The 20136-nt window shown below is 55.7% G+C and carries 19 protein-coding genes and 1 pseudogene; 8 read left to right on the top strand and 12 right to left on the bottom strand.

What is annotated here, in order from left to right:
- Positions 1–83 precede the first annotated feature (83 nt).
- Positions 84–632 (top strand): zinc ribbon-containing protein, encoded by a 549-nt coding sequence (locus tag KFJ24_RS09605; protein WP_250830848.1) that lies wholly within the window; start codon positions 84–86, stop codon positions 630–632.
- Here the strand turns inward: KFJ24_RS09605 and lnt are convergent.
- The 5 genes from lnt to miaB all read right to left on the bottom strand — a co-directional run bounded on the left by lnt (position 601) and on the right by miaB (position 5915).
- Complete coding sequence (gene lnt / locus KFJ24_RS09600) at positions 601–2163, bottom strand: apolipoprotein N-acyltransferase (protein ID WP_250830847.1); 1563 nt, start codon at positions 2161–2163, stop codon at positions 601–603. The two genes, KFJ24_RS09605 and lnt, sit on opposite strands and share 32 nt — an antisense overlap.
- A complete protein-coding gene (locus tag KFJ24_RS09595) occupies positions 2153–2998 on the bottom strand; it encodes an HlyC/CorC family transporter (protein WP_250830846.1) in 846 nt (281 codons plus the stop codon). Before KFJ24_RS09595 ends, lnt begins: the two co-directional genes overlap by 11 nt.
- The gene (ybeY, locus tag KFJ24_RS09590) at positions 2995–3468 is read right to left on the bottom strand and encodes an rRNA maturation RNase YbeY (protein WP_250830845.1); all 474 of its coding nucleotides are present in this window, start codon (positions 3466–3468) and stop codon (positions 2995–2997) included. The genes KFJ24_RS09595 and ybeY overlap by 4 nt, the downstream gene beginning before the upstream one ends.
- Positions 3465–4448 (bottom strand): PhoH family protein, encoded by a 984-nt coding sequence (locus KFJ24_RS09585; protein WP_250830844.1) that lies wholly within the window; start codon positions 4446–4448, stop codon positions 3465–3467. Before KFJ24_RS09585 ends, ybeY begins: the two co-directional genes overlap by 4 nt.
- A gap of 120 nt (positions 4449–4568) precedes the next feature.
- Positions 4569–5915, bottom strand: coding sequence for a tRNA (N6-isopentenyl adenosine(37)-C2)-methylthiotransferase MiaB (gene miaB / locus KFJ24_RS09580; protein ID WP_250830843.1), 1347 nt, complete (start codon positions 5913–5915; stop codon positions 4569–4571).
- A 180-nt stretch (positions 5916–6095) separates the two neighbouring features.
- Between miaB and trmH the strand changes: the two genes are divergently transcribed.
- Complete coding sequence (trmH, locus tag KFJ24_RS09575; RefSeq protein WP_250830842.1) at positions 6096–6839, top strand: tRNA (guanosine(18)-2'-O)-methyltransferase TrmH; 744 nt, start codon at positions 6096–6098, stop codon at positions 6837–6839.
- Between the two features lie 148 nt (positions 6840–6987).
- Here trmH and KFJ24_RS09570 read toward each other — a convergent pair whose 3' ends face one another.
- The 4 genes from KFJ24_RS09570 to KFJ24_RS09555 all read right to left on the bottom strand — a co-directional run bounded on the left by KFJ24_RS09570 (position 6988) and on the right by KFJ24_RS09555 (position 11332).
- Positions 6988–8004, bottom strand: coding sequence for a nucleoid-associated protein (locus tag KFJ24_RS09570; RefSeq protein ID WP_250830841.1), 1017 nt, complete (start codon positions 8002–8004; stop codon positions 6988–6990).
- Positions 8005–8139: 135 nt separating this feature from the next.
- Complete coding sequence (cysN, locus tag KFJ24_RS09565; RefSeq protein WP_250830840.1) at positions 8140–9798, bottom strand: sulfate adenylyltransferase subunit CysN; 1659 nt, start codon at positions 9796–9798, stop codon at positions 8140–8142.
- A gap of 1 nt (position 9799) precedes the next feature.
- Positions 9800–10708 carry a sulfate adenylyltransferase subunit CysD gene (cysD, locus tag KFJ24_RS09560; RefSeq protein WP_250830839.1) on the bottom strand — a complete coding sequence of 303 codons (909 nt, stop codon included), beginning with the start codon at positions 10706–10708 and terminating at the stop codon, positions 9800–9802.
- 177 nt (positions 10709–10885) lie between these two features.
- Complete coding sequence (locus KFJ24_RS09555) at positions 10886–11332, bottom strand: PilZ domain-containing protein (protein WP_250830838.1); 447 nt, start codon at positions 11330–11332, stop codon at positions 10886–10888.
- A 240-nt stretch (positions 11333–11572) separates the two neighbouring features.
- Between KFJ24_RS09555 and rimO the strand changes: the two are divergent.
- Positions 11573–11908: pseudogene (rimO, locus tag KFJ24_RS09550) on the top strand (30S ribosomal protein S12 methylthiotransferase RimO); the annotation flags it as partial.
- Positions 11909–11978: 70 nt separating this feature from the next.
- Here rimO and gatB read toward each other — a convergent pair.
- From gatB to gatC, 3 genes are read right to left on the bottom strand one after another with little or no spacing between them, the layout of a single operon-like run.
- A complete protein-coding gene (gene gatB, locus KFJ24_RS09545; RefSeq protein WP_250830837.1) occupies positions 11979–13430 on the bottom strand; it encodes an Asp-tRNA(Asn)/Glu-tRNA(Gln) amidotransferase subunit GatB in 1452 nt (483 codons plus the stop codon).
- A 23-nt stretch (positions 13431–13453) separates the two neighbouring features.
- Positions 13454–14899 carry an Asp-tRNA(Asn)/Glu-tRNA(Gln) amidotransferase subunit GatA gene (gene gatA, locus KFJ24_RS09540; protein WP_250830836.1) on the bottom strand — a complete coding sequence of 482 codons (1446 nt, stop codon included), beginning with the start codon at positions 14897–14899 and terminating at the stop codon, positions 13454–13456.
- 32 nt (positions 14900–14931) lie between these two features.
- Complete coding sequence (gatC, locus tag KFJ24_RS09535) at positions 14932–15219, bottom strand: Asp-tRNA(Asn)/Glu-tRNA(Gln) amidotransferase subunit GatC (RefSeq protein WP_250830835.1); 288 nt, start codon at positions 15217–15219, stop codon at positions 14932–14934.
- Between the two features lie 373 nt (positions 15220–15592).
- Here gatC and KFJ24_RS09530 point away from each other — a divergent pair, with 373 nt between their 5' ends.
- The 5 genes from KFJ24_RS09530 to rng are packed head-to-tail and all read left to right on the top strand — an operon-like array spanning position 15593 to position 20112.
- Complete coding sequence (locus KFJ24_RS09530) at positions 15593–16633, top strand: rod shape-determining protein (RefSeq protein WP_041343930.1); 1041 nt, start codon at positions 15593–15595, stop codon at positions 16631–16633.
- Positions 16634–16662: 29 nt separating this feature from the next.
- A complete protein-coding gene (gene mreC / locus KFJ24_RS09525) occupies positions 16663–17553 on the top strand; it encodes a rod shape-determining protein MreC (RefSeq protein WP_350455588.1) in 891 nt (296 codons plus the stop codon).
- A complete protein-coding gene (gene mreD / locus KFJ24_RS09520; RefSeq protein WP_250830834.1) occupies positions 17553–18029 on the top strand; it encodes a rod shape-determining protein MreD in 477 nt (158 codons plus the stop codon). Before mreC ends, mreD begins: the two co-directional genes overlap by 1 nt.
- Positions 18030–18031: 2 nt before the next feature.
- Entirely contained in the window at positions 18032–18628 is a 597-nt protein-coding gene (locus KFJ24_RS09515; RefSeq protein WP_250830833.1) for a Maf family protein, read from the top strand.
- A 2-nt stretch (positions 18629–18630) separates the two neighbouring features.
- Positions 18631–20112 carry a ribonuclease G gene (gene rng, locus KFJ24_RS09510; protein WP_250830832.1) on the top strand — a complete coding sequence of 494 codons (1482 nt, stop codon included), beginning with the start codon at positions 18631–18633 and terminating at the stop codon, positions 20110–20112.
- The last annotated feature ends 24 nt before the right edge of the window (positions 20113–20136 follow it).

Raw genomic sequence — 20136 nt, 5'->3', positions numbered from 1 at the left:
CAGAAGGCTTAACAGGTAGTCTGCCAATTTTCTGATACTGTGCCAGAATAAAAGCATTAGGGATGGCTAATCGAGGAGTTTTCATGTCAGGTCCAGAAAGAAATCATTTGTCCGGTAAGGCCCTTGAGGCGTATGACCGCATGCTGCAGAGGGTACGGGGTCGGTTGAATGAGTTGCAGGAAAGCTCTCTGGAGATTCTGGAGACGGAAGTACAAAACGCCGTCGAGTTTGAGTACGAGCTTGAGGAGATGACTCGGGATGAGGCGGACCTGCTGGGAGCTTACCTCGAACGGGACCTGGAGCATCTGCTGCACTTTGTCGAGGAAACGGGAGAAGGCCTGAAGGAATGGTTGCAGCTGGATATATCTTTACTGGAGCACCAGCTGGCGGACAGCCTGTTCTCCGTCGCGGACCAAACCTTCGTGGACGCCCTGGAGTTGCGGCAGAAACTGGATAACAAAGATACGAGCCACTATATCTCAGGTGAAGTGGCGACAGCGGGAATGTTTCGCTGTCTGAACTGCAGTCATATGCGTTGCCTGACGGCCACCAGTCATCTGGAACCCTGCGAAGCCTGCGGGTCCCACTATTACGAACGGGTTACGAGCCGGTGGCCGAGAAACGAGGAATAACCCGTTCCCGGACAAAAACAATCAGGATGACGGCCAGTGTCAGCACCGGCCATGAGCCTGTTTGCATGTAGGGCGTGTTGCCTTCAGCGGTGAAGACATCGCCGGAGAGGGTGGCGCGCTCGAAATGAGGAATAGTCTCGGTTACAACGCCTTTGTTATCAATAATGGCTGTTACGCCGTTATTGGTGCCTCGAAGCATGTAGCGCCCGGTTTCCAACGCGCGCATGCGGGCAATCTGGAGGTGCTGTAAGGGGCCGATGGAATCTCCGAACCAGCCATCATTACTGATGGTGAGGAGAAGATTGGCCTTGCGGCTGTTAAATGCGACAAAGTCCGGGTAGGCCACTTCATAGCAGATAAACGGCATGATATTTATGCCGTTGGCTTTCAGCGGACCCTGGTATTCCGGTCCTGGGCTGAAACTGCTCATTGGCAGGTCGAAGAACCCGATCAGGCCACGTAACAGGCCCTGTAAGGGCACATACTCGCCGAAAGGCACCAGTTTCTGCTTGTGATAGATGCCTTCACCGTTTCCGACAGCCATGATGCTGTTGTGGAAAGTGAAGTCTTCGATGCGGTCGCTGAATCCGTACCAGGGTATGCCAGTGATCAGGGTGCTGTTTTCACCCAGTTGCTGGTCGATGTGTTCGATGATCTTTCCCGCCTGGTCCTGTGGAATCGGAATCGCCGTTTCAGGCCACAGAATCAGGTCTGTTTTCCAGTACTCTTCGGTCATGCCCAGATAAGTCACGATCTGGTCTTTCAGGAAGTCGGGGTCCCATTTGATTTGCTGGGGAATATTGCCCTGCATAGCGGCAAAGCTTGTGGGCTCTTTGCTTATTTCGGTCCAGTCCAGACGATTCATGGCCGGGGCGACGAGCCAGGGCACCAGGGCAATAACAGTTGTGATGGCGGCAGCAACATGGCGAAGGTGAATAATTAGCCACCACATGCCATAGAGCGCTGCACCAGTTACCGTGATCCAGAGTGTGATGCCATGCACCCCGACAAGCGGGGCCAGACCTGCGAGAGGTCCGTCGGTGTGCGCGGTGCCAAGGTATAACCAGGGAAATCCGGTGAGAAGCCAGCCGCGGAGCCAGTCACCAAGAATCCATATGGCCGGGAACAGGATCAGCCTGCGGATGGGACTGTCTTTCGCAAGCTTACCCCAGAACCAGAATGCCAGGCCGTGAAAAAGTGCCAGCCCGGCTACAAACAATACCGTTAGCAGGATGGCAACAGGCACGGACGTATTGCCGTATTCGCTGATGCTTATATAAACCCAGCTTGCTCCGCTGCCGAAAAGTCCCAACCCTGTCAGCCAGCCCGCTTTGAACAGCTTCTCCGGTTTCAGCGGAACGGTCACCAGCAGAATGAGCAGGATCGAGACCGGCCCCAGCCACCAGAAATTGAAAGGAGAAAACGTCAGCGTTTGCAGGGCGCCGGCTACCAGGAGAGCCGCCGAGCCCAGCACGCCGTTAGCGGATAACGGGGACTTCAATCCCCGAATTTCAGCAGAGTCACTGGTCACTTCGGGTTACCTGCAACAGACGGATGACACGGTTATCGGCGTTGGCAATAGTAAAGCGCAAGCCAGAGAATGCAACCGTCTCACCCCTTCTGGGCAGGTGACCGAACTCCTTGAGTACAAGACCGCCAATGGTATCGAAGTCTTCCTCGTCCAGATCGGTCTTGAAGAACTCATTGAAATCATCAACCGGAGTGACCGCCTTGACCGCGTAAGTTCCATCTCCGCGTGCCTTGATATGGGTCTCTTCGTCGAAATCGTGCTCGTCTTCGATTTCACCAACAATCTGTTCCAGCACGTCTTCAATCGTGATCAACCCGGCCGTTCCGCCGTACTCGTCCACCACGATGGCCATGTGATTGCGGTTTTCCTTGAATTCCTTGAGCAGCTGATTGAGGCGCTTGCTCTCCGGCACGAAGGTAGGTGGCCTAAGAATCTCGCGGATATTGGACCAGTTAAGGTCGTTGTTCAGGGCCAGCGGCAGCAGGTCCTTGGCGAGGAGTACACCGATGACGTCATCCGGACTGTCGCCGATAACAGGAAAGCGGCTGTGGGCAGAGGAAATGATTTCTCCAAGAAACTCTTTCGGCTCCTGGGATGCCTTGACCGTGACCATCTGGGAGCGCGGAATCATGATTTCTTCCACGCGCATATCGATGACCTGCATGGCGCCCTCAATGAGGCTCATTGCGTCGGTATCGATGATGTTCTGGGACTCGGCGTCCCTCAGGATTTCCAGCACGTCCTCTACGGACTCAGGCCCGCTGGAAAAGGCCTGTGATATACGTTCCAGCCAGGACTTTCCGCCCTGACTGCGACTCGACTGATCGTCGCTCATGAGTCTTTTTCCGTTTCCTCTGCTTCGTAAGGGTTGCCAAATCCAAGCTGCGCCAGCAACCGGACTTCGAGGGCTTCCATGACCTCGGCATCGCCGTCTTCGATGTGATCGTAGCCCTGGAGATGCAACATGCCATGCACCACCATGTGAGCCCAGTGAGCTACCGCTTCTTTATGTTGCTCCACAGCCTCATGTTCAACTACTGGCGCGCAAATAACTAGATCTCCGGCCAATGAAACCGTTATACCGGCTGGCGCTTCAAATGGAAAGGACAACACGTTGGTGGGTTTGTCCTTCCCGCGATACTCATGATTCAGGCCCTGACTTTCAAGTGCTCCGACAATACGAATCGTCACCTCGGATGGATTTTCATGCTGCCAGGCGGCTTGTGCCCAGGTCTGAAAGAGGGAAGCCTCGGGCACACCGGGGCCGTCATAAACGTTCTGGAAATCGACCGTCAGCTCACTCACTGGTTTGCGGTACTCCCATCATCAAACGAGTCGTAGGCTTCAACAATGCGTTGTACCAGCGGATGGCGCACAACGTCCTTCGCGCCAAAGCGGGTAAAGCCGATGCCGGGGACTTTGCCAAGCACGCCGGCGGCATGAATGAGGCCGGAATTCTGTCCCCGTGGCAGGTCGACCTGAGTCGTATCACCGGTGATGACTGCCGTTGAGCCAAAGCCGATCCGGGTCAGGAACATCTTCATCTGCTCCCGGGTGGTGTTCTGGCTCTCATCCAGAATGATAAAAGAGTTGTTCAGTGTCCGGCCCCGCATGAAAGCCAGTGGTGCAATTTCAATCACACTTTTTTCAATCAGCCTGGTTACCTGATCAAAGCCCAGCATCTCATAAAGTGCATCGTAGAGCGGGCGCAGGTAAGGATCCACCTTCTGGGCCAGATCGCCGGGCAGGAATCCCAGCTTCTCGCCGGCCTCCACCGCAGGCCGCACCAGCAGAATCCGCTTCACCTGCTCGTCCTTCAGCGCCTCAACCGCACAGGCAACCGCCAGCCAGGTCTTGCCCGTACCCGCAGGCCCAATACCGAAGTTGATGTCGTGGGAGCGTATGCTATGAACGTACTTCTGTTGGTTCGCGCCGCGGGGTTTGGCCTGTAGCTTGGGCGTTTTGATCACCGTTACGGCACCGTCAAACGGCACATCTTCCGGCAGGCGTTCAAAGCCGGTTTCCCGGATAAACAGGTGTACGGTATCTGGTGGGATGTCGTCAGAGGCTTCGGTTTCCCGGTAAAGGTGACGGATCACCTCAACAGCCGCAGCGACGTGCTCGGTTTCACCTTCCACACGGAAGTGATGACCACGCCGGCCAACCTTCACCTGCAGGCGCCGCTCAATCTGCTTCAGGTTTTCATCGAACTGGCCGCATAGCGTTGCCAGGCGTCGCTGGTCTACGGGATGCAGGTCAAACTGTCTGTGATCGTTGGTGTTCAAGTTTTCTCCATGATTTACTCCCGTGGTTTACCGGGGAGTGTGCATAACCTATTTGGGGCGAGGTCAAAAAAATCCGGTCACCCGCCACGTTCCAGATCAGGGTTGGGCTTGATCCGGAAATCAATACATCTCTGAATCCACTGGCACCCCGCGAAGAGAGTTGGCGTAAGCCTCAACAATCTCGACATCAATAAAGTGCCCGACCACCTCGGGGTTCTCGTGGCGGAAGTTAACAATCCGGTTGTTTTCCGTGCGCCCCGCATATTCCCCGGGGTCTTTCTTGGACAGGCCGGTCACCAGAATCCGCTGTGTGGTACCAACCATCTTTCGGCTGATGTCCATTACGTTCTGGTTGAGCCGGTCCTGAAGGATGCTAAGACGTTGTTTCTTCACATCCATGGGCGTGTCGTCTGGCAGATCAGACGCCGGAGTGCCCGGACGTGCGCTGTAAACAAAGCTGAAGGACATGTCGAAGCCGATGTCGTTAATAAGCTTCATTGTGTCTTCAAAATCCTTCTCGGTTTCGCCGGGGAACCCGATAATGAAATCCGAGGAAAAACTGATGTCGGGGCGAATTTTGCGCAGGCGGCGGAGCTTGGACTTGTACTCCAGAGCCGTATGGCCGCGCTTCATAGCTGCCAGAATGCGGTCGGAGCCACTTTGTACCGGAAGGTGCAGGTGGCTGACCAGTTCCGGAACCTGCTCGTAGACCTCAATCATGGCATCGGTGAACTCCACCGGGTGAGAGGTGGTATAGCGAATCCGGTCGATGCCATCAATGGCAGCGATAAGGGTAATAAGCTCCGCCAGGTCCATGGTGTCGCCGTCGTGGGTTTCGCCACCGTAGGCGTTCACGTTCTGCCCCAGCAGGTTTACTTCGCGCACACCCTGATTGGCCAGATGTGCAACTTCCGCAATGACATCGTCTGCCGGGCGACTGACTTCCTCGCCACGGGTGTAGGGCACCACACAGAAAGTGCAGTACTTGCTACAGCCTTCCATGATCGAGACAAACGCTGAGGGGCCGTCTGCGCCTGGCTCTGGCAGGTTGTCGAACTTCTCGATTTCCGGAAAGCTGACATCGACTACCCCAACGCCATCACCCTTGGTCCGGATTTCGGTAATCATGTCCGGCAGGCGGTGTAGCGTCTGCGGACCGAACACCATATCCACATACGGAGCCCGATCGATGATGGCCTGGCCTTCCTGGCTGGCAACACAGCCACCAACGCCAATAATCAGGTCTGGTTTTTTGCTCTTGAGCTTTTTCCAGCGGCCGAGCTGGTGAAACACTTTCTCCTGGGCTTTTTCACGAATGGAGCAGGTGTTCAGTAACAGGATGTCTGCGTTCTCGGGGGTGTCCGTCATTTCGACGGTTTCGCCGGTGCGCAGCAGGTCTGCCATGCGGGATGAATCATATTCGTTCATCTGGCAGCCGTGGGTTTTGATGTACAGCTTTTTGGCCATGGGTCTCACGTAATCTGGTGGATGTTGCGCCGGGGTTTGTAAATCTGCATAGCGGGCACGATAAAAAAGGAACTGAGCATTATAACGGGGTGATCAATCTGCAACCACCTTTGTCTCGGCTAGTTGCTAGTTCATTGTGGTATTATTCCCGGCTTTCGTATTTACAGATTCTGAATTCACATGACCCCTGAACGCCTCGCCCGAATCAAACAAACCCTGGATACGCGCCAGCCGGATCTCAGCGTACTGACCGACCAGGTTCACAAACCCCGAAACCTGTCCGCGATAATCCGCTCCTGTGATGCATTCGGTCTGGCGGATATGCACGTCGTCTGGCCCAGAGAAGGCTTCCGGGCGTTCCGTAAAACCGCAGGTGGCAGCTATAACTGGGTGACAACCCATACCCATCGAGGCATGGATGAGGCCGTCAAACACCTCAAGGGGCAGGGTCACAAACTCTACGCTGCTCAGCTTTCAGACCGGGCGATTGATTTTCGGGAAGCCGATTTTACGAAGCCATGCACAGTCATCCTGGGCAACGAAGTGGACGGGGTCAGTGCCAGTGCCGCCGATCAGGCCGACGAGCACATTGTGATTCCGATGATGGGGATGGTGGAGTCCCTGAACGTCTCCGCAGCCTGCGCCATTATCCTGTCCGAGGCCCAGCGGCAAAGAAAGCTGGCTGGAATGTTTGACCAACCCAGGCTGCCGGATGACGAATACAACCGCCTTCTGTTCTGCTGGTGCCAGCCAACGGTGAAACGCTACTGCGACGACCGTAAACTGCCATACCCGCCAATTGACCCTGAAACCGGCGAGTTAATCGACGGCGTGGGATGGATGCAGGAAGTCCGGAAGCTTAGAGCGAACCGTCCGAGGTGGAATGGGGGTGAAGTACCAGTGGCTGACAAAGAACCGGATTGACCCCGCCATCATTCATTGGCCTGGTCGGTCACGGGGTGGGAGGCCTTTCTGCCGGAAAAAGATGTCTGAGCGAAGCGAGTTGTTTTTCCAGAAGAAAGGCCTCCCATGCCGGGGCCAGCCCCAAGCCAATCAGGCTTGCCAGGAGAAATTACTCCTCGCGAGCCTCCAGATAGCGCTGCAACTGCTCCCGCAATGCCTTGGGCAGCCGAGTGATAGTCAAAGCATCCTTGTCCCGGTCGTAATACACCGCCTGGTTAACCAGGTCGGAAGAAAAAGAAACGCTCATGCCGCCGCCAGAGCCGGCGATGCGGACGAGTTTCTTGACCTTGCGATGATCCGGGTGGAGCACGCCGCTTTCCGGCATTTCCGCAGCTTTTGACGCAAACTCCTTGAACCGCTGAGGCTCGCTTTCATCCAGATAACCGGATAGCGCCTCGATTTCTACCGGCTCGCCCAGCGCATGCTGCTCCTTGCAAAACTCATAAGCCTTATTGCGCACCTCACCGGCTTTTTCCGGCTCGGACGATTTGGCGAACGCCTCGACTGCATCCAGGAAGGTCATGGTTTCCTTTTCTACGTCTACCTGATTGGTAAAACCACTGAGCCGGATGAAAAATTCCCCTGGCTCACCGGTGCCTCGTCCATGAACGAGGGTCAGGTAGTTTTCAGCCGTGTTATCGCTGCGCCAGTCATCCAGCTCAATGCGCACCGCCAGGTTAAGCCGGGAAAGGCTGAGCACGTCTGTAGCATCGAGGGCCTGGTTGCCGTCAAAGCGCAGTGCGCTGTCGCTCTCAAGGATCAGAAGATAGACGACTTCGGCGTCCGCAAGGGCTTCGTGGACGATCATCAGGTGCCCCTGAAATTCTTCCTGGCAGCCCGTCAGCAACTCCTGCCATTGTCCGAACAGACGGTCACTCATGGAACCGAAGCTTTGTTTGTCTTCGAGATAATCCTTGAGCCAGCTGCTGAACGGGGACTCGCCAATATCTTCTGAAAACCGACCGTACTTCTTACCGGGTTTGCTGTTGAACAGTCGCTTCATCTGCTTGTGCAGTGCTTCGTAATCGCCACCGGGTTCCTGCAGGGCTTCGCCACTGACAAGGCGGGCGGGCTGGCCCGGCTGGTACTGGCTGGCAAAGGCGGTGCGAAGGTGTTTGATGGCCATAATCAGAAAATCCCAGGTTACAGAACGAAAAAGCCCCGAAGGTTAACTTCGGGGCCGGAGATTTTGCCACGGACAACCAAGACATTCACGGACAAGAAGAGATTTATCAAACTCCCTGACGGTCAAGGGTGGATCTTAAATCCGCTTGGTGCGAACCAGTGACTGCAATAACTCACTGACTGCCTGCGGTATTTCCTGTTCGCTGTCCGCATTCACCTCAGCATTGGCCACGTCAATGCCCAGATTGACGGCTATGGCGATCAGGCCGTGAGCCGTCAACAGTTGCGCAGCGCGACGACGCTCGTCGGCATCACCCGCGTTTTCCTCACTGACCACCACCGAGGTCTTGCCCTGATCAAACAGCGCACGCTCCACGGCGAGGGCCAGGGCCGGCGCCTGTCTGCCATTACAGGCAATGATGGCCGGCTTCTGGGCCAGACGGCGCTCGCGCTCTTCAACAGAGACCGGATCAAGAGATTCACTCCCATCCGCCAGTCCGGCAACCATGCCGGCACCGATGGTCACATTCGTGAGCCGGTCGATCACAATGAAGCTGCCCGTCGCGTGGTTGCGCTGGTAGGCGTCAAAGGCGATCGGCTGGCTGAGGGTAAGCTCACACAGACCGATTTCGTTCAGCTGTAATTTTTCCGGGTTTGCCTGCTGTTCCAGTGTGTTCACGTCGGTCTGGTGATGGATCGCCTTGACCGTACCAGAGGTGAAAGTCGGCCCGAGCTTGATGTCATACAGCCGACCGGTTTCCAGCGGCGCATCGGTCATCCAAACGATATTTGCGTTGAAACGGTTGCCCACTTCCGGCTCGTCTTCGACCTTAACCAGCATGTCGCCGCGGCTGATGTCGATTTCATCAGTCAGGGTCAGCGTGACGGCCTGGTCGATATAGGCTTCGTCGAGGTTACCGTTAAAAGTAACCACTTCCTTCACGGTGCTGATGCGCCGTGAGGGCAGCGCCATGACCTGCTCACCGGGCCGAACCACACCGGAGGCGATGGTGCCGCAGAAGCCACGGAAGTTCAGGTCAGGACGGGTGACATACTGAACCGGGAAGCGGAAGTGCTCCAGATTCTTATCGCGGGAGACCTCAACCGTTTCCAGAATTTCCATCAGCGGCTGACCGGTAAACCAGGGCGTGTTCTCGCTCCGGTTAACCACGTTGTCGCCCTCAAGGGCTGAAATCGGTACGAACCGGATGTCCTTGAGGCCAAGCTTCGCCGCAAAGGCCAGGTACTCATCCTTGATTTCGTTGAAACGCTCTTCACTGAAGTCCACCAGGTCCATCTTGTTGATGGCCACAACGATGTGGCGAATGCCCAGCAAAGAGGCAATGTATGAGTGACGACGGGTTTGAGTCAGTACACCGTAACGGGCATCGATCATCAGGATGGCGACCTGGGCGGTTGACGCGCCTGTGGCCATGTTCCGGGTATATTGCTCGTGCCCCGGGGTGTCGGCAATGATGAATTTGCGTTTGTCGGTAGAGAAGTAGCGGTAGGCCACGTCAATGGTGATGCCCTGTTCCCGCTCGGCCTGCAGGCCATCCACGAGCAAGGCCAGATCCAGCTTTTCCCCGGTGGTGCCCATCTTGGCGCTGTCGGTCTTCAGGCTTGCCATGTGATCTTCGTAGATCATCTTGGTGTCGTGAAGCAGGCGACCGATCAGTGTGCTCTTACCGTCATCCACACTGCCGCAGGTCAGCAGACGCAGCAGTTCCTTGTTCTCATGTTGCTTCAGGTAGGCCTGAATATCTTCTGCAATCAGATCAGACTGGTGTGACATCTTAGAAGTACCCTTCCCGCTTTTTCTGTTCCATGGAGCCGGCTGAGTCATGGTCGATGACGCGGCCCTGACGTTCGGAGCTGGTGGCCAGCAGCATTTCCTGAATAATCTCAGGCAGGGTGTCTGCCTCGGATTCAATGGCGCCGGTCAGCGGGTAGCAGCCGAGGGTTCGGAAGCGGATGGATTTCATCATTGGTTTCTCGCCCTCTTTCAGGGGCATGCGATCGTCGTCGACCATGATCAGCGTGCCATCACGCTCAACCACCGGACGCACCGCCGAGTAATAGAGGGGAACAATTTCGATATTCTCAAGGTAGATGTACTGCCAGATATCCAGCTCTGTCCAGTTGGATAGGGGGAATACCCGGATGCTCTCGCCTTTGTTGATCTTGCCGTTATAGATGTTCCACAGCTCGGGACGCTGGTTTTTCGGATCCCAGCGATGGTATTCATCCCGGAATGAGTAAACGCGCTCTTTGGCTCGGGATTTTTCTTCGTCGCGGCGAGCGCCACCGAAGGCTGCATCAAACTTGTACTTGTCCAGCGCCTGCTTCAAAGACTGGGTTTTCATGACATCTGTATGCTTGGCGCTACCATGGGTAAAGGGCCCGATGCCTTGCTTGATACCGTCCTCATTCTTGTGAACGATCAGGTCCAGGCCATATTCCTTTACCTTGCGGTCCCGGAAATCAATCATGTCCTTGAACTTCCAGGTGGTGTCCACGTGCATCAATGGGAACGGCGGCTTGCCCGGATAGAACGCCTTGCGGGCAAGGTGCAGCATCACGGCTGAATCTTTGCCGATCGAGTAGAGCATGACCGGGTTGTCGAACTCGGCTGCCACTTCCCGGATGATGTGGATGCTTTCCGCTTCCAGCTGTTTCAGGTGCGTGAGGTTGTATGAGGTCATGGTAATCCGTTGCCGCCGTGCGGGCCTTTAAGGCTATGCGAATTGGATTTCCAATGGTAACAGAGGTGATAAGGGTATAAGAAGGTTCTTAACTAGAGTTTGGGGTTATAATAATATAGCAGTAGCTTGAGGCCGGAGTGGTGGCGGTGGGGCAGCATATAGACCAGGGAGTGAGTTTCAGGAATCTGCCAGCAGTTTCCCAACATAGCGGTCGATATAATCAAAACCGTTGCCTTCGAACTCGGCAAACTGGATACCCAGTTGGAATTCGTCACGGGCTATGCGGCGCATGTGCACGATGTTGCCGTCGGCGACAATTGACACTGGCTGATTGGCGATCACGGGAACGGAGAAGCTGGTCTTGACGGAGATCCAGTTGCCGGGGGCAGGTGTTTTCAGGTCGGGAATAAGTACTTTGACAGCTTCCTGATTGCAGGAGACCATGACGCCGGTTCGTGACAGGTTGGAGACCAGACAGGTAAGGCAGCAACCATCCGGTTTCTCGATTGTAATATTGGCGGACATATCAACGCGTTGCTGATTACGCAGATTTGATTTTACGGCAATTGGTTTCATTTTAACTCTTCTGGCCTGGCTGGTTCCAAATGCGGCTGCCTTTCCCATAAATCCCTTCCAGAAAAACACTTTAACGCAGAAAGTGTAGTTGCTTGCTATGTGATCAGCAAGAAGCCTCTTTTCTATTATGTCAGTTACTTGCGGCACTTTTTGAACAAAGCGTCACAATTTATGACGTGGATCAGTCTTTTTTTGTCTGAAACGATCGAGCGGTATTTGCTACAGGTGCTGAGACGACTGGTGTAAAATCTCCAGATCTATTTACCTGCGGGCGTCAGTCAGCACGAGCTCCGGAAATGGCGGGAAATCTGTCCCGAGCTGACCATTCGTTCCACGTTCATTGTTGGTTTCCCGGGAGAGACCGAAGAGGACTTTCAGTACTTGCTGGACTGGCTGGATGAAGCGCAGTTCGATCGCGTCGGGGCCTTCAAGTAGAGCGCGGTGGAGGGCGCCAAAGCCAACGGGATCGATGGTGCTGTTCCCGAGCACGTTAAAGAAGAGCGTCTGGCCCGGTTCATGGCCAAACAGGCTGACATCTCAGCTGCCCGCCTGCAGTCCAAAATCGGCAAGACCATCGACGTTCTCATCGACGAAGTAGACGAGGAAGGCGCGATTGCCCGCTCGCGCGTGAACTCCCTACAGCAAGGCCAGGGCCGAAGCACAAACGGCCACGACCCAAGCCGAAAGCCAAGCATTAGCCCCCGAGCTTCTTAACAAGAATCTCGTTAAACAGCTTCGGATTGCCCTGGCCCTTGGAGGCCTTCATAAGCGGTCCCATAAAGCCCCCAAGCATCTTTTTGCGCTTCTTGGGGTCTTCTTCGTTCTGGTATTGGGCCACCTGATCCGGCATGCCTGCCAGAACTTCGTCTACCATTGCCTCCAGGGCGCCGGTGTCAGACACCTGCTTCAGGCCATTGGCATCAATGATGGCATCCACGCTGTCGTTTTTGCCCGTCCATAGCGCCTCGAACACCTTTTTCGCGCCGGATGAGGATATCGTGTTATCCGCGATACGGACGACCAGATCGCCAAGCTGAGCACCTGTGATCGGCGATTCGGACACGGTCTTCTCCTCCGCATTCAGGCGCGCAGAAAACTCGCCCTGAACCCAGTTGGCGGTCAGCTTGGCATCTTTGCCGTGGCTGACGGCCTCTTCGAAGAAAGTGGACAGTTTTGAGTCGCCGCTCAGCAGGTTCGCATCGTAATCGTTCAGGCCATACTGCTCCTTGAACCTGGCTTTCCGCGCGTCTGGCAGTTCCGGCAGGCGACTGCGAGCGTCATCGATGAACGTGTCGTCGATTTCTACTGGCAGCAAATCCGGGCACGGGAAGTAGCGGTAATCGTTGGCTTCTTCCTTGGTTCGCATCGAGCGGGATTCGTCCCGATCACCGTTGTAAAGACGGGTTTCCTGAGTAATCACGCCACCGTCTTCAAGGATATCCATTTGCCGATCGACTTCGTGGGCGATGGCCTGTTCCATGAAGCGGAAGGAGTTCAGGTTCTTGGTTTCTGTGCGGGTGCCAAGCGTGTCGGAACCCTTTGGTTTCAGCGAAATGTTGACGTCAAAGCGCATGGAGCCCTGTGACATATCCCCGTCACAGATACCCAGTGAAGTAACCAGGCTGTGCAGTTTTTTCGCGAAGGCGACCGCTTCCTCGGCATTCGTCATATCCGGTTCGGTCACAACTTCAATCAAGGGAGTGCCCGCCCGGTTCAGGTCGACGCCGGTCATCCCGTGAAAGTCTTCGTGCAGGGACTTGCCTGCATCCTCTTCCAGGTGGGCGTGGTGGATGCGAACGCGTTTGGTCTCGCCATTGGCCAGATCAATGTCCACATAACCCGGGCCGACAATGGGGCGCTCAAGTTGGGTGGTCTGATAGCCTTTGGGCAGATCCGGGTAGAAGTAATTCTTCCGCTCAAATACGGAGCGGCGCTCAATCTCGGCGTTTACCGCCAGGCCGAACATGACCGCATAGCGAAATGCCTGCTCATTGGGAACGGGCAGAGTGCCCGGCATGGCCAGATCAACCGCGTTGGCCTGGGTGTTGGGTTCCGCACCGTACGCTGTGCTGGAGCCGGAAAAGATCTTGGTTTGGGTGGCGAGCTGAACGTGAATTTCCAGCCCGATCACAATGTCCCATTGCATGGTGTAACTCTCCTCTCTCGGGCTTACTGTGGTTCACGCTGGTGCCAGTCGGTCACCTGCTGGAATTGATGGGCTGCGTTCAGTAGCCGGGCCTCGGAAAAATAGTCACCTATAATCTGCAGGCCCACGGGCAGGCCATCAATGAAGCCGGCGGGTACCGACATTGCTGGAATACCTGCGAGGTTGATGGCAATGGTAAATACGTCCTCCAGGTACATGGTTACCGGGTCGCTGGTCTTTTCGCCCTGGATGAAGGCCGGTGACGGGGTAGTCGGGCTCATCAGCACATCGACGTCTTTGAACGCATTGATGAAGTCCTGCTGGATCAGGCGGCGTACTTTCTGTGCCTTGAGGTAGTATGCGTCGAAGTAGCCGGCGGAGAGGGCATAGGTGCCTACCAGAATCCGGCGTTTCACTTCGGTGCCAAAGCCTTCGGCCCGGGTTCGGGTATAAAGATCCATCAGATCTTTCGGATCTTCGCAGCGGTAGCCATAGCGAACTCCATCAAAACGGGACAGGTTGGCAGAGGCTTCGGCCGGAGCAATCACATAGTAGGCAGCGATCGCGAGCTTGGCGTTGGGCAGTGAGACTTCCTTCACCGTCGCGCCCAGTTTCTCGTATTCCTTCACCGCCGCGCGAACCTGTTCCTCCATCGCGGGGCTCAGCTGGTCCGAGAAGTACTCCTTTGGCAAGCCTATGCGAAGCCCTTTTAATGGCTCATTCAGCGTCGCCGTGTAATCCGGGACTTCGCGATCCAGTGAAGTCGAATCTTTGGGATCGAAGCCAGCCATGACGTTAAGCATCAGAGCGTTGTCTTCAGCGGTGCGAGCCATGGTGCCGCCCTGGTCAAGACTGGATGCGAAGGCAATCATGCCGTAACGGGACACACGACCATAGGTTGGCTTGAGGCCGGTAACGCCGCACAGGGCCGCCGGCTGGCGAATCGAACCACCGGTATCTGTGGCAGTAGCTGCAGGCACCAGTCGGGCTGCAACCGCCGTGGCAGAGCCGCCGGAAGAACCGCCAGGTACGCGTTTCATTCCCCAGGGGTTGGTGACCGGACCAAAATGGCTTGACTCGTTAGAGGAGCCCATGGCGAATTCATCCATGTTGGTCTTGCCGAGACAGACTGCTCCGGCCTTACGGAAGTTTTCTGTGACTGTGGCGTTGTAGGGAGGTACAAAGTTCTCCAGCATCTTCGAACCACAGGTGGTCCGCACGCCGTTAGTACAGAAAATATCCTTGTGGGCGAATGGAATGCCAGTCCAGGGCGTGGCGTTACCCGCTGCGCGCAGCTCGTCGGCCGCTTTGGCATCGGCCAGGGCCTGATCTTCGGTTACCGTAATGAAGCTGTTGTACTTGCCGTCTTCCTGCTCGATGCGGTCGAGGAACTGTTGCGCCAGCTCCACGCTTGAAATCTTGCCGCTTTCCAGTTCGCGGGAAAGCTCTGCTACGGATTTGTTATGCATGATACTTCCTGTTTACGTCGCTGGTCGTCAGATCACTCGATAACGCGGGGGACAAGGTAGAGCCCGTTTTCGGTGGCCGGCGCGATGGCCTGGAAGGCTTCCCGTTGGTTGGTCTCGGTTACCTCGTCCGGGCGCAGGCGCTGAACCGCATTGAGCGGGTGCGCCATAGGCTCGACCGCATCGGTATCGGCGGCGCTGAGCTGGTCTACCAAGTCCAGGATGTTCCCCAGATCGGTTTCGAGGGCTGAGACTTGCTCGTCGTCCACACGAATGCGGGCGAGCACAGCGACTTTTTCAATGTCCTCACGGGAAATGGTCACGCATTGCCTCCCAGATAAATGAAATGTCGTTAATAAAGATCTGTGTAGTTAATGAAGGCCACTACCCGCTGCGGGGCGTTCGGAGCATGCTTGCCAAAACTGTGCAGAGCCACATATAACGGAGCTCAAGCGCCACACGGACGTGCCTGAGTGGGGTTTGGGAAGCATTCTTCGGGCGGCCTTTCACCGTACCCAAAAAATAAAGAGCGTATGGTAACAGATTCGAACAAAGGCGGGAGGCCCCAAGGCGCAACGGAAATGTGTGAACCGTAAGGCGCAAGGCCTTTTCTCGCCTTGCCTGAGGGGGTGCTCACTGCTAAAGTTGCCGCATCTTTTCTGCGACTGCAACTCTCAGGTTGAAACTACACGAATGTTGATTAAAAGACTCCGAGGCTTATTCTCCAGCGACCTGTCCATCGACCTGGGCACCGCGAACACCCTTATATATGTGCGTGAGCGCGGTATCGTGCTGAACGAACCGTCCGTAGTGGCTATCCGCACCAACAACTCCCAGAAAATGGTCGCGGCCGTCGGCGCAGAAGCCAAGCGCATGCTGGGCCGTACGCCGGGTAACATCACGGCAATCCGTCCGATGAAAGACGGTGTGATTGCGGATTTCGTGGTCACCGAGAAAATGCTGCAGCACTTCATCCATAAAGTGCACGAAAACAGCTTTATTACCCCGAGCCCGCGTGTATTGGTGTGTGTACCGAGTAAGTCTACCCAGGTAGAGCGCAAGGCTATCCGCGAATCCGCTCTTGGCGCCGGGGCACGGGAAGTGTTCCTGATTGAAGAGCCCATGGCGGCTGCCATTGGTGCCGGCCTTCCGGTAGAAGAGGCCAGCGGTTCCATGATTGTGGACATCGGTGGTGGCACAACCGAAATCGCGATCATTTCCCTCAACGGCATTGTTTATGCGGAATCCGTTCGGGTTGGTGGCGACAAATTCGATGAAGCTATCGTGACCTACGTCCGCCGTAACTACGGTAGCCTGATCGGCGATTCCACTGCGGAACGCATCAAGCACGAAATCGGTTGTGCCTACGAGGGTCTCGAAATTCGCGAGATTGACGTTCGTGGCCGTAACCTGGCCGAAGGCGTTCCCCGGGCCTTTACCCTGAACAGCGAGGAAATCCTCGACGCGCTGCAGGAATCCCTGGCGCAAATTGTTCAGACTGTTAAAAGTGCTCTGGAACAATCACCGCCCGAACTTGCTTCTGACATCGCCGAGCGCGGCATCGTGCTGACCGGCGGTGGCGCGTTGTTGCGTGGCCTGGACAAGCTGATCAGCGAGGAAACCGGCCTGCCGGTTATCATCGCAGAAGATCCGCTGACCTGTGTTGCCCGTGGTGGCGGTAAGGCACTGGAAGTGATTGATCGGGGTGGTATCGGAATGTTCTCCCAGGAGGGATAATCCTGTGGGGAGGGTTTGCTATTAAGACCATCTTTGTCCAGGGGCCGGTTCCTGGCTTCCGACTTTTTCTAATTGTCATCGTATCGGCAGCCCTGGTGGCTGCCGATACGCGTTTCGACAAACTCTCCGAGGTTCGCAGCACGATCGCGACGGGTCTGGCACCGGTCTACTGGCTGGGGAACGCGCCCTATCAGTTTAGTGACTGGGTTGCGGGTCTGTTCGTCAACAAGGAAGACCTCCAGCAGGAAAACGAAGATCTGAAGGCCCGGCTTCTGATCCTGGAGCGTCGTGCGCTTAAGTATGCCGCCCTGGCATCAGAGAACAACGAATTACGTCGGCTGATGAATTCCTCAGAAGTGCTGGACGACCGAGTGATCGTCGGCGAGGTGGTTGGTGTCTCTCCGGACCCGTTCTCCCATGAAATCATTATCAACAAGGGTGAGAGTGACGGCCTTGTCGCCGGCCAGGCTGTTCTTGATGCCCACGGACTGATGGGGCAGGTCGTACAAACCAGTCAGATTACCTCTCGTGTGCTTCTGGTGTCAGACAGCAGCCATGCGGTGCCGGTAGAGGTAGTGCGCAATGGTTTGCGCGCCATTCTGCTGGGAACTGGCGATACCAACACCCTGGATCTGGTTCATGTTCCCGATACGGCTGATATTAGGGAAGGTGACTTGTTGGTGAGCTCCGGTCTTGGTGGGCGGTTTCCACGGGGCTATCCGGTAGCGGAAGTCAGCCGCATCAGAAAGGAGCCAGGCGAGCCCTTCGTATCAATTCAGGCGACGCCAAAGGCCCGGTTGAACCAGAGTCGGCTGGTACTTGTGGTTTTCCCCCCCGAAGGCGTAAACGTCCAGCAGAGCAATCCGGAAGAGGAAAAATCTGCGGGCGAAGCAGTGCCGGGTCAGGGAGGTGACAGCTGATGTTATCCGTTATCAGTTACCCGGTGTTTGCATTTTCCGTGGTTGTTGCTCTGGTATTGAGCATTTCCCTGTTCCCTGTTGGCTGGTTTGAATTCCGTCCGGAGTGGTTGGGGCTCGTGGTTTTTTACTGGACCTTCCGTGCGCCTGCCCAGTTCGGCATCCTGCTGGCCTGGTGCCTTGGCTTGCTCCTGGATGTGCTCGAAGCCACACCGCTGGGTGTGAACGCCCTGGCCATGGGATTGATTGCCTTCCTTGTGCTTACGGTCCACCAGCGGTTGCGAATGTATCCGATGCCGCAACAATGCCTGATGGTGTTTCTCTTGTTAGGTATTAACCAGATGCTTGTCCACTTCATCAAACAAATGCTGGGTGGGGAAGATGCCGGGTTCAGCTACTTATGGCCGGCTTTGACCAGTGCAGCAGCATGGCCCGTGTTCTGTGTCCTGCTGGACAATATAAACCGCAAGCTGGGTTAGCCATGGCTCCAATCGTTCTCGCATCGGCTTCTCCGCGACGGTCCGAGTTATTGCAGCAGATCGGACTGGTGTTCACCGTTCAGCCTGCAGACATTGACGAGACGCCTGAGTCCGGCGAATCGGCTGAGCACTACGTAGAGCGACTGGCCCGCGAGAAGGCACTGGCGGTTTCCGCAAAGGAGCCTGGCACTCTGGTCCTGGGTTCTGATACCTCGGTTGTGCTGAACGGCACGATTCTGGGCAAGCCTGCCGGAAAGGACGAGGCGATTACGATGCTTCGGGCATTGTCCGGTGCCACTCATCAGGTCATGACGGCCGTGGCGATTGCCAGCGGTGAGCACTGTGAATCCCTTTTGGTCACCACCGAAGTCCGCTTTCGTGCGTTAGCTGATGATGAAATTGAGGCCTATGTGGCCAGCGGTGAACCCATGGACAAGGCTGGAAGTTATGGGATTCAGGGTCTTGGTGGTATTTTTGTTAGTGAACTACGGGGCAGTTACAGTGCTGTCGTAGGGCTGCCACTTCAGGAAACGGCAGCCCTGCTGGCAGATGCCGGGTATCCGGTCTGGGTAAACTGGCCGAGCAGTATGGAGAACTGAGCATGAGTGAAGAAATCCTGATCAATGTGACGCCGGTGGAAACCCGTGTTGCTCTGGTCGAAAACGGTATGTTGCAGGAAGCCTATATTGAACGTACCAGTCGCAAGGGCATAGTCGGGAATATCTACAAGGGCAAGGTGGTCAGGGTGCTTCCGGGCATGGAAGCTGCGTTCGTCGATATCGGTTTGGAGCGGGCAGCCTTTATTCACGCATCGGATGTCGTTCCAAGCCAGTCCAATGGCGATGACGTCAACGAATCGCCTAAAACAGTGCCTGATATCCGCACCCTGCTGCGGGAAGGTCAGTCTCTGGTGGTTCAGGTGACCAAGGACCCGATTGGTACCAAAGGTGCCAGGTTGACCACCCAGCTTTCTATACCGTCCCGTTACCTCGTCTTTATGCCCGGTGTCAGCCATGTCGGAATCTCCCAGCGAATCGAGGATGACACTGAGCGTGCTCGTCTGAAGGCTCTGGTTGAAGAGGCGGCGGCCGAAGATACTGAAGTTCAGGGCGGTTATATTATCCGCACAGCCGCAGAAGCGGCGTCTCCGGAAGAATTGACCGGCGATATGAGCTACCTGCATCATCTGAGCCAGTCGATCCACGAACGCATTACCCGGGTTCAGGCGCCTTCCGTGGTTTACCAGGATTTGCCGCTGTTTATCCGGACCATCCGGGATCTCATTCGCCCGCAGACGGAAAAGGTAAGGATCGACAGTCGCGAGAGTCATCAGCGTGTCATGGAGTTTGTTGAAGAGTTTGTCACCGAATTTGCCGATAAGGTGGAGTATTACCCGGGAGAGCGTCCGATTTTTGACCTATACTCGGTGGAAGATGAGATCCAGAAGGCCCTCAGCCGTAAGGTTCAGCTCAAGTCCGGTGGTTACGTGATCATAGACCAGACCGAAGCGATGACGACCATCGACATCAATACCGGTGGCTTTGTCGGACACCGGAATCTGGAAGAAACCATTTTCAAGACCAACCTTGAAGCCGCCCGGTCTATCAGTCGCCAGCTGCGCCTGCGTAACCTTGGTGGCATCATTATTATCGACTTTATCGACATGGAAGACCCGGAACACCAGCGTCAGGTGCACCGGATGCTTGAAAAAATGCTTGAGCGGGATCACGCGAAAACCAAGATTACCGGTGTTTCGGAACTCGGGTTGGTGGAAATGACCCGAAAGCGCACGACGGAAAGCCTGGGGCAGGTACTCTGTGAACCTTGTCCGATCTGTGACGGGCGCGGTTTCCTGAAAACCAGTGAGACCGTCTGCTATGAAGTCTTCCGCGAAATTCTTCGGGTCAACCGTGCCTATGATGCCGAAAACTACCTGGTAATGGCCTCGCAAAGCGTCGTGGACCGTTTGCTGGACGAGGAATCCGATAACGTTGCTGACCTGGAAACGTTTATCAGCAAAACCATCCGCTTCCAGGTAGAGGCCTTCTACAGTCAGGAGCAGTATGATGTCGTTCTTCTCTGATGCGGGGACTGACTGCCGGCGGGG

The sequence above is a fragment of the Marinobacter sediminum genome (assembly GCF_023657445.1).
GTDB classification, from domain to species: domain Bacteria; phylum Pseudomonadota; class Gammaproteobacteria; order Pseudomonadales; family Oleiphilaceae; genus Marinobacter; species Marinobacter sediminum_A.
Note: the sequence above shows the minus strand (reverse complement) of the source record. Positions and strands in the feature narration are given on the sequence as shown.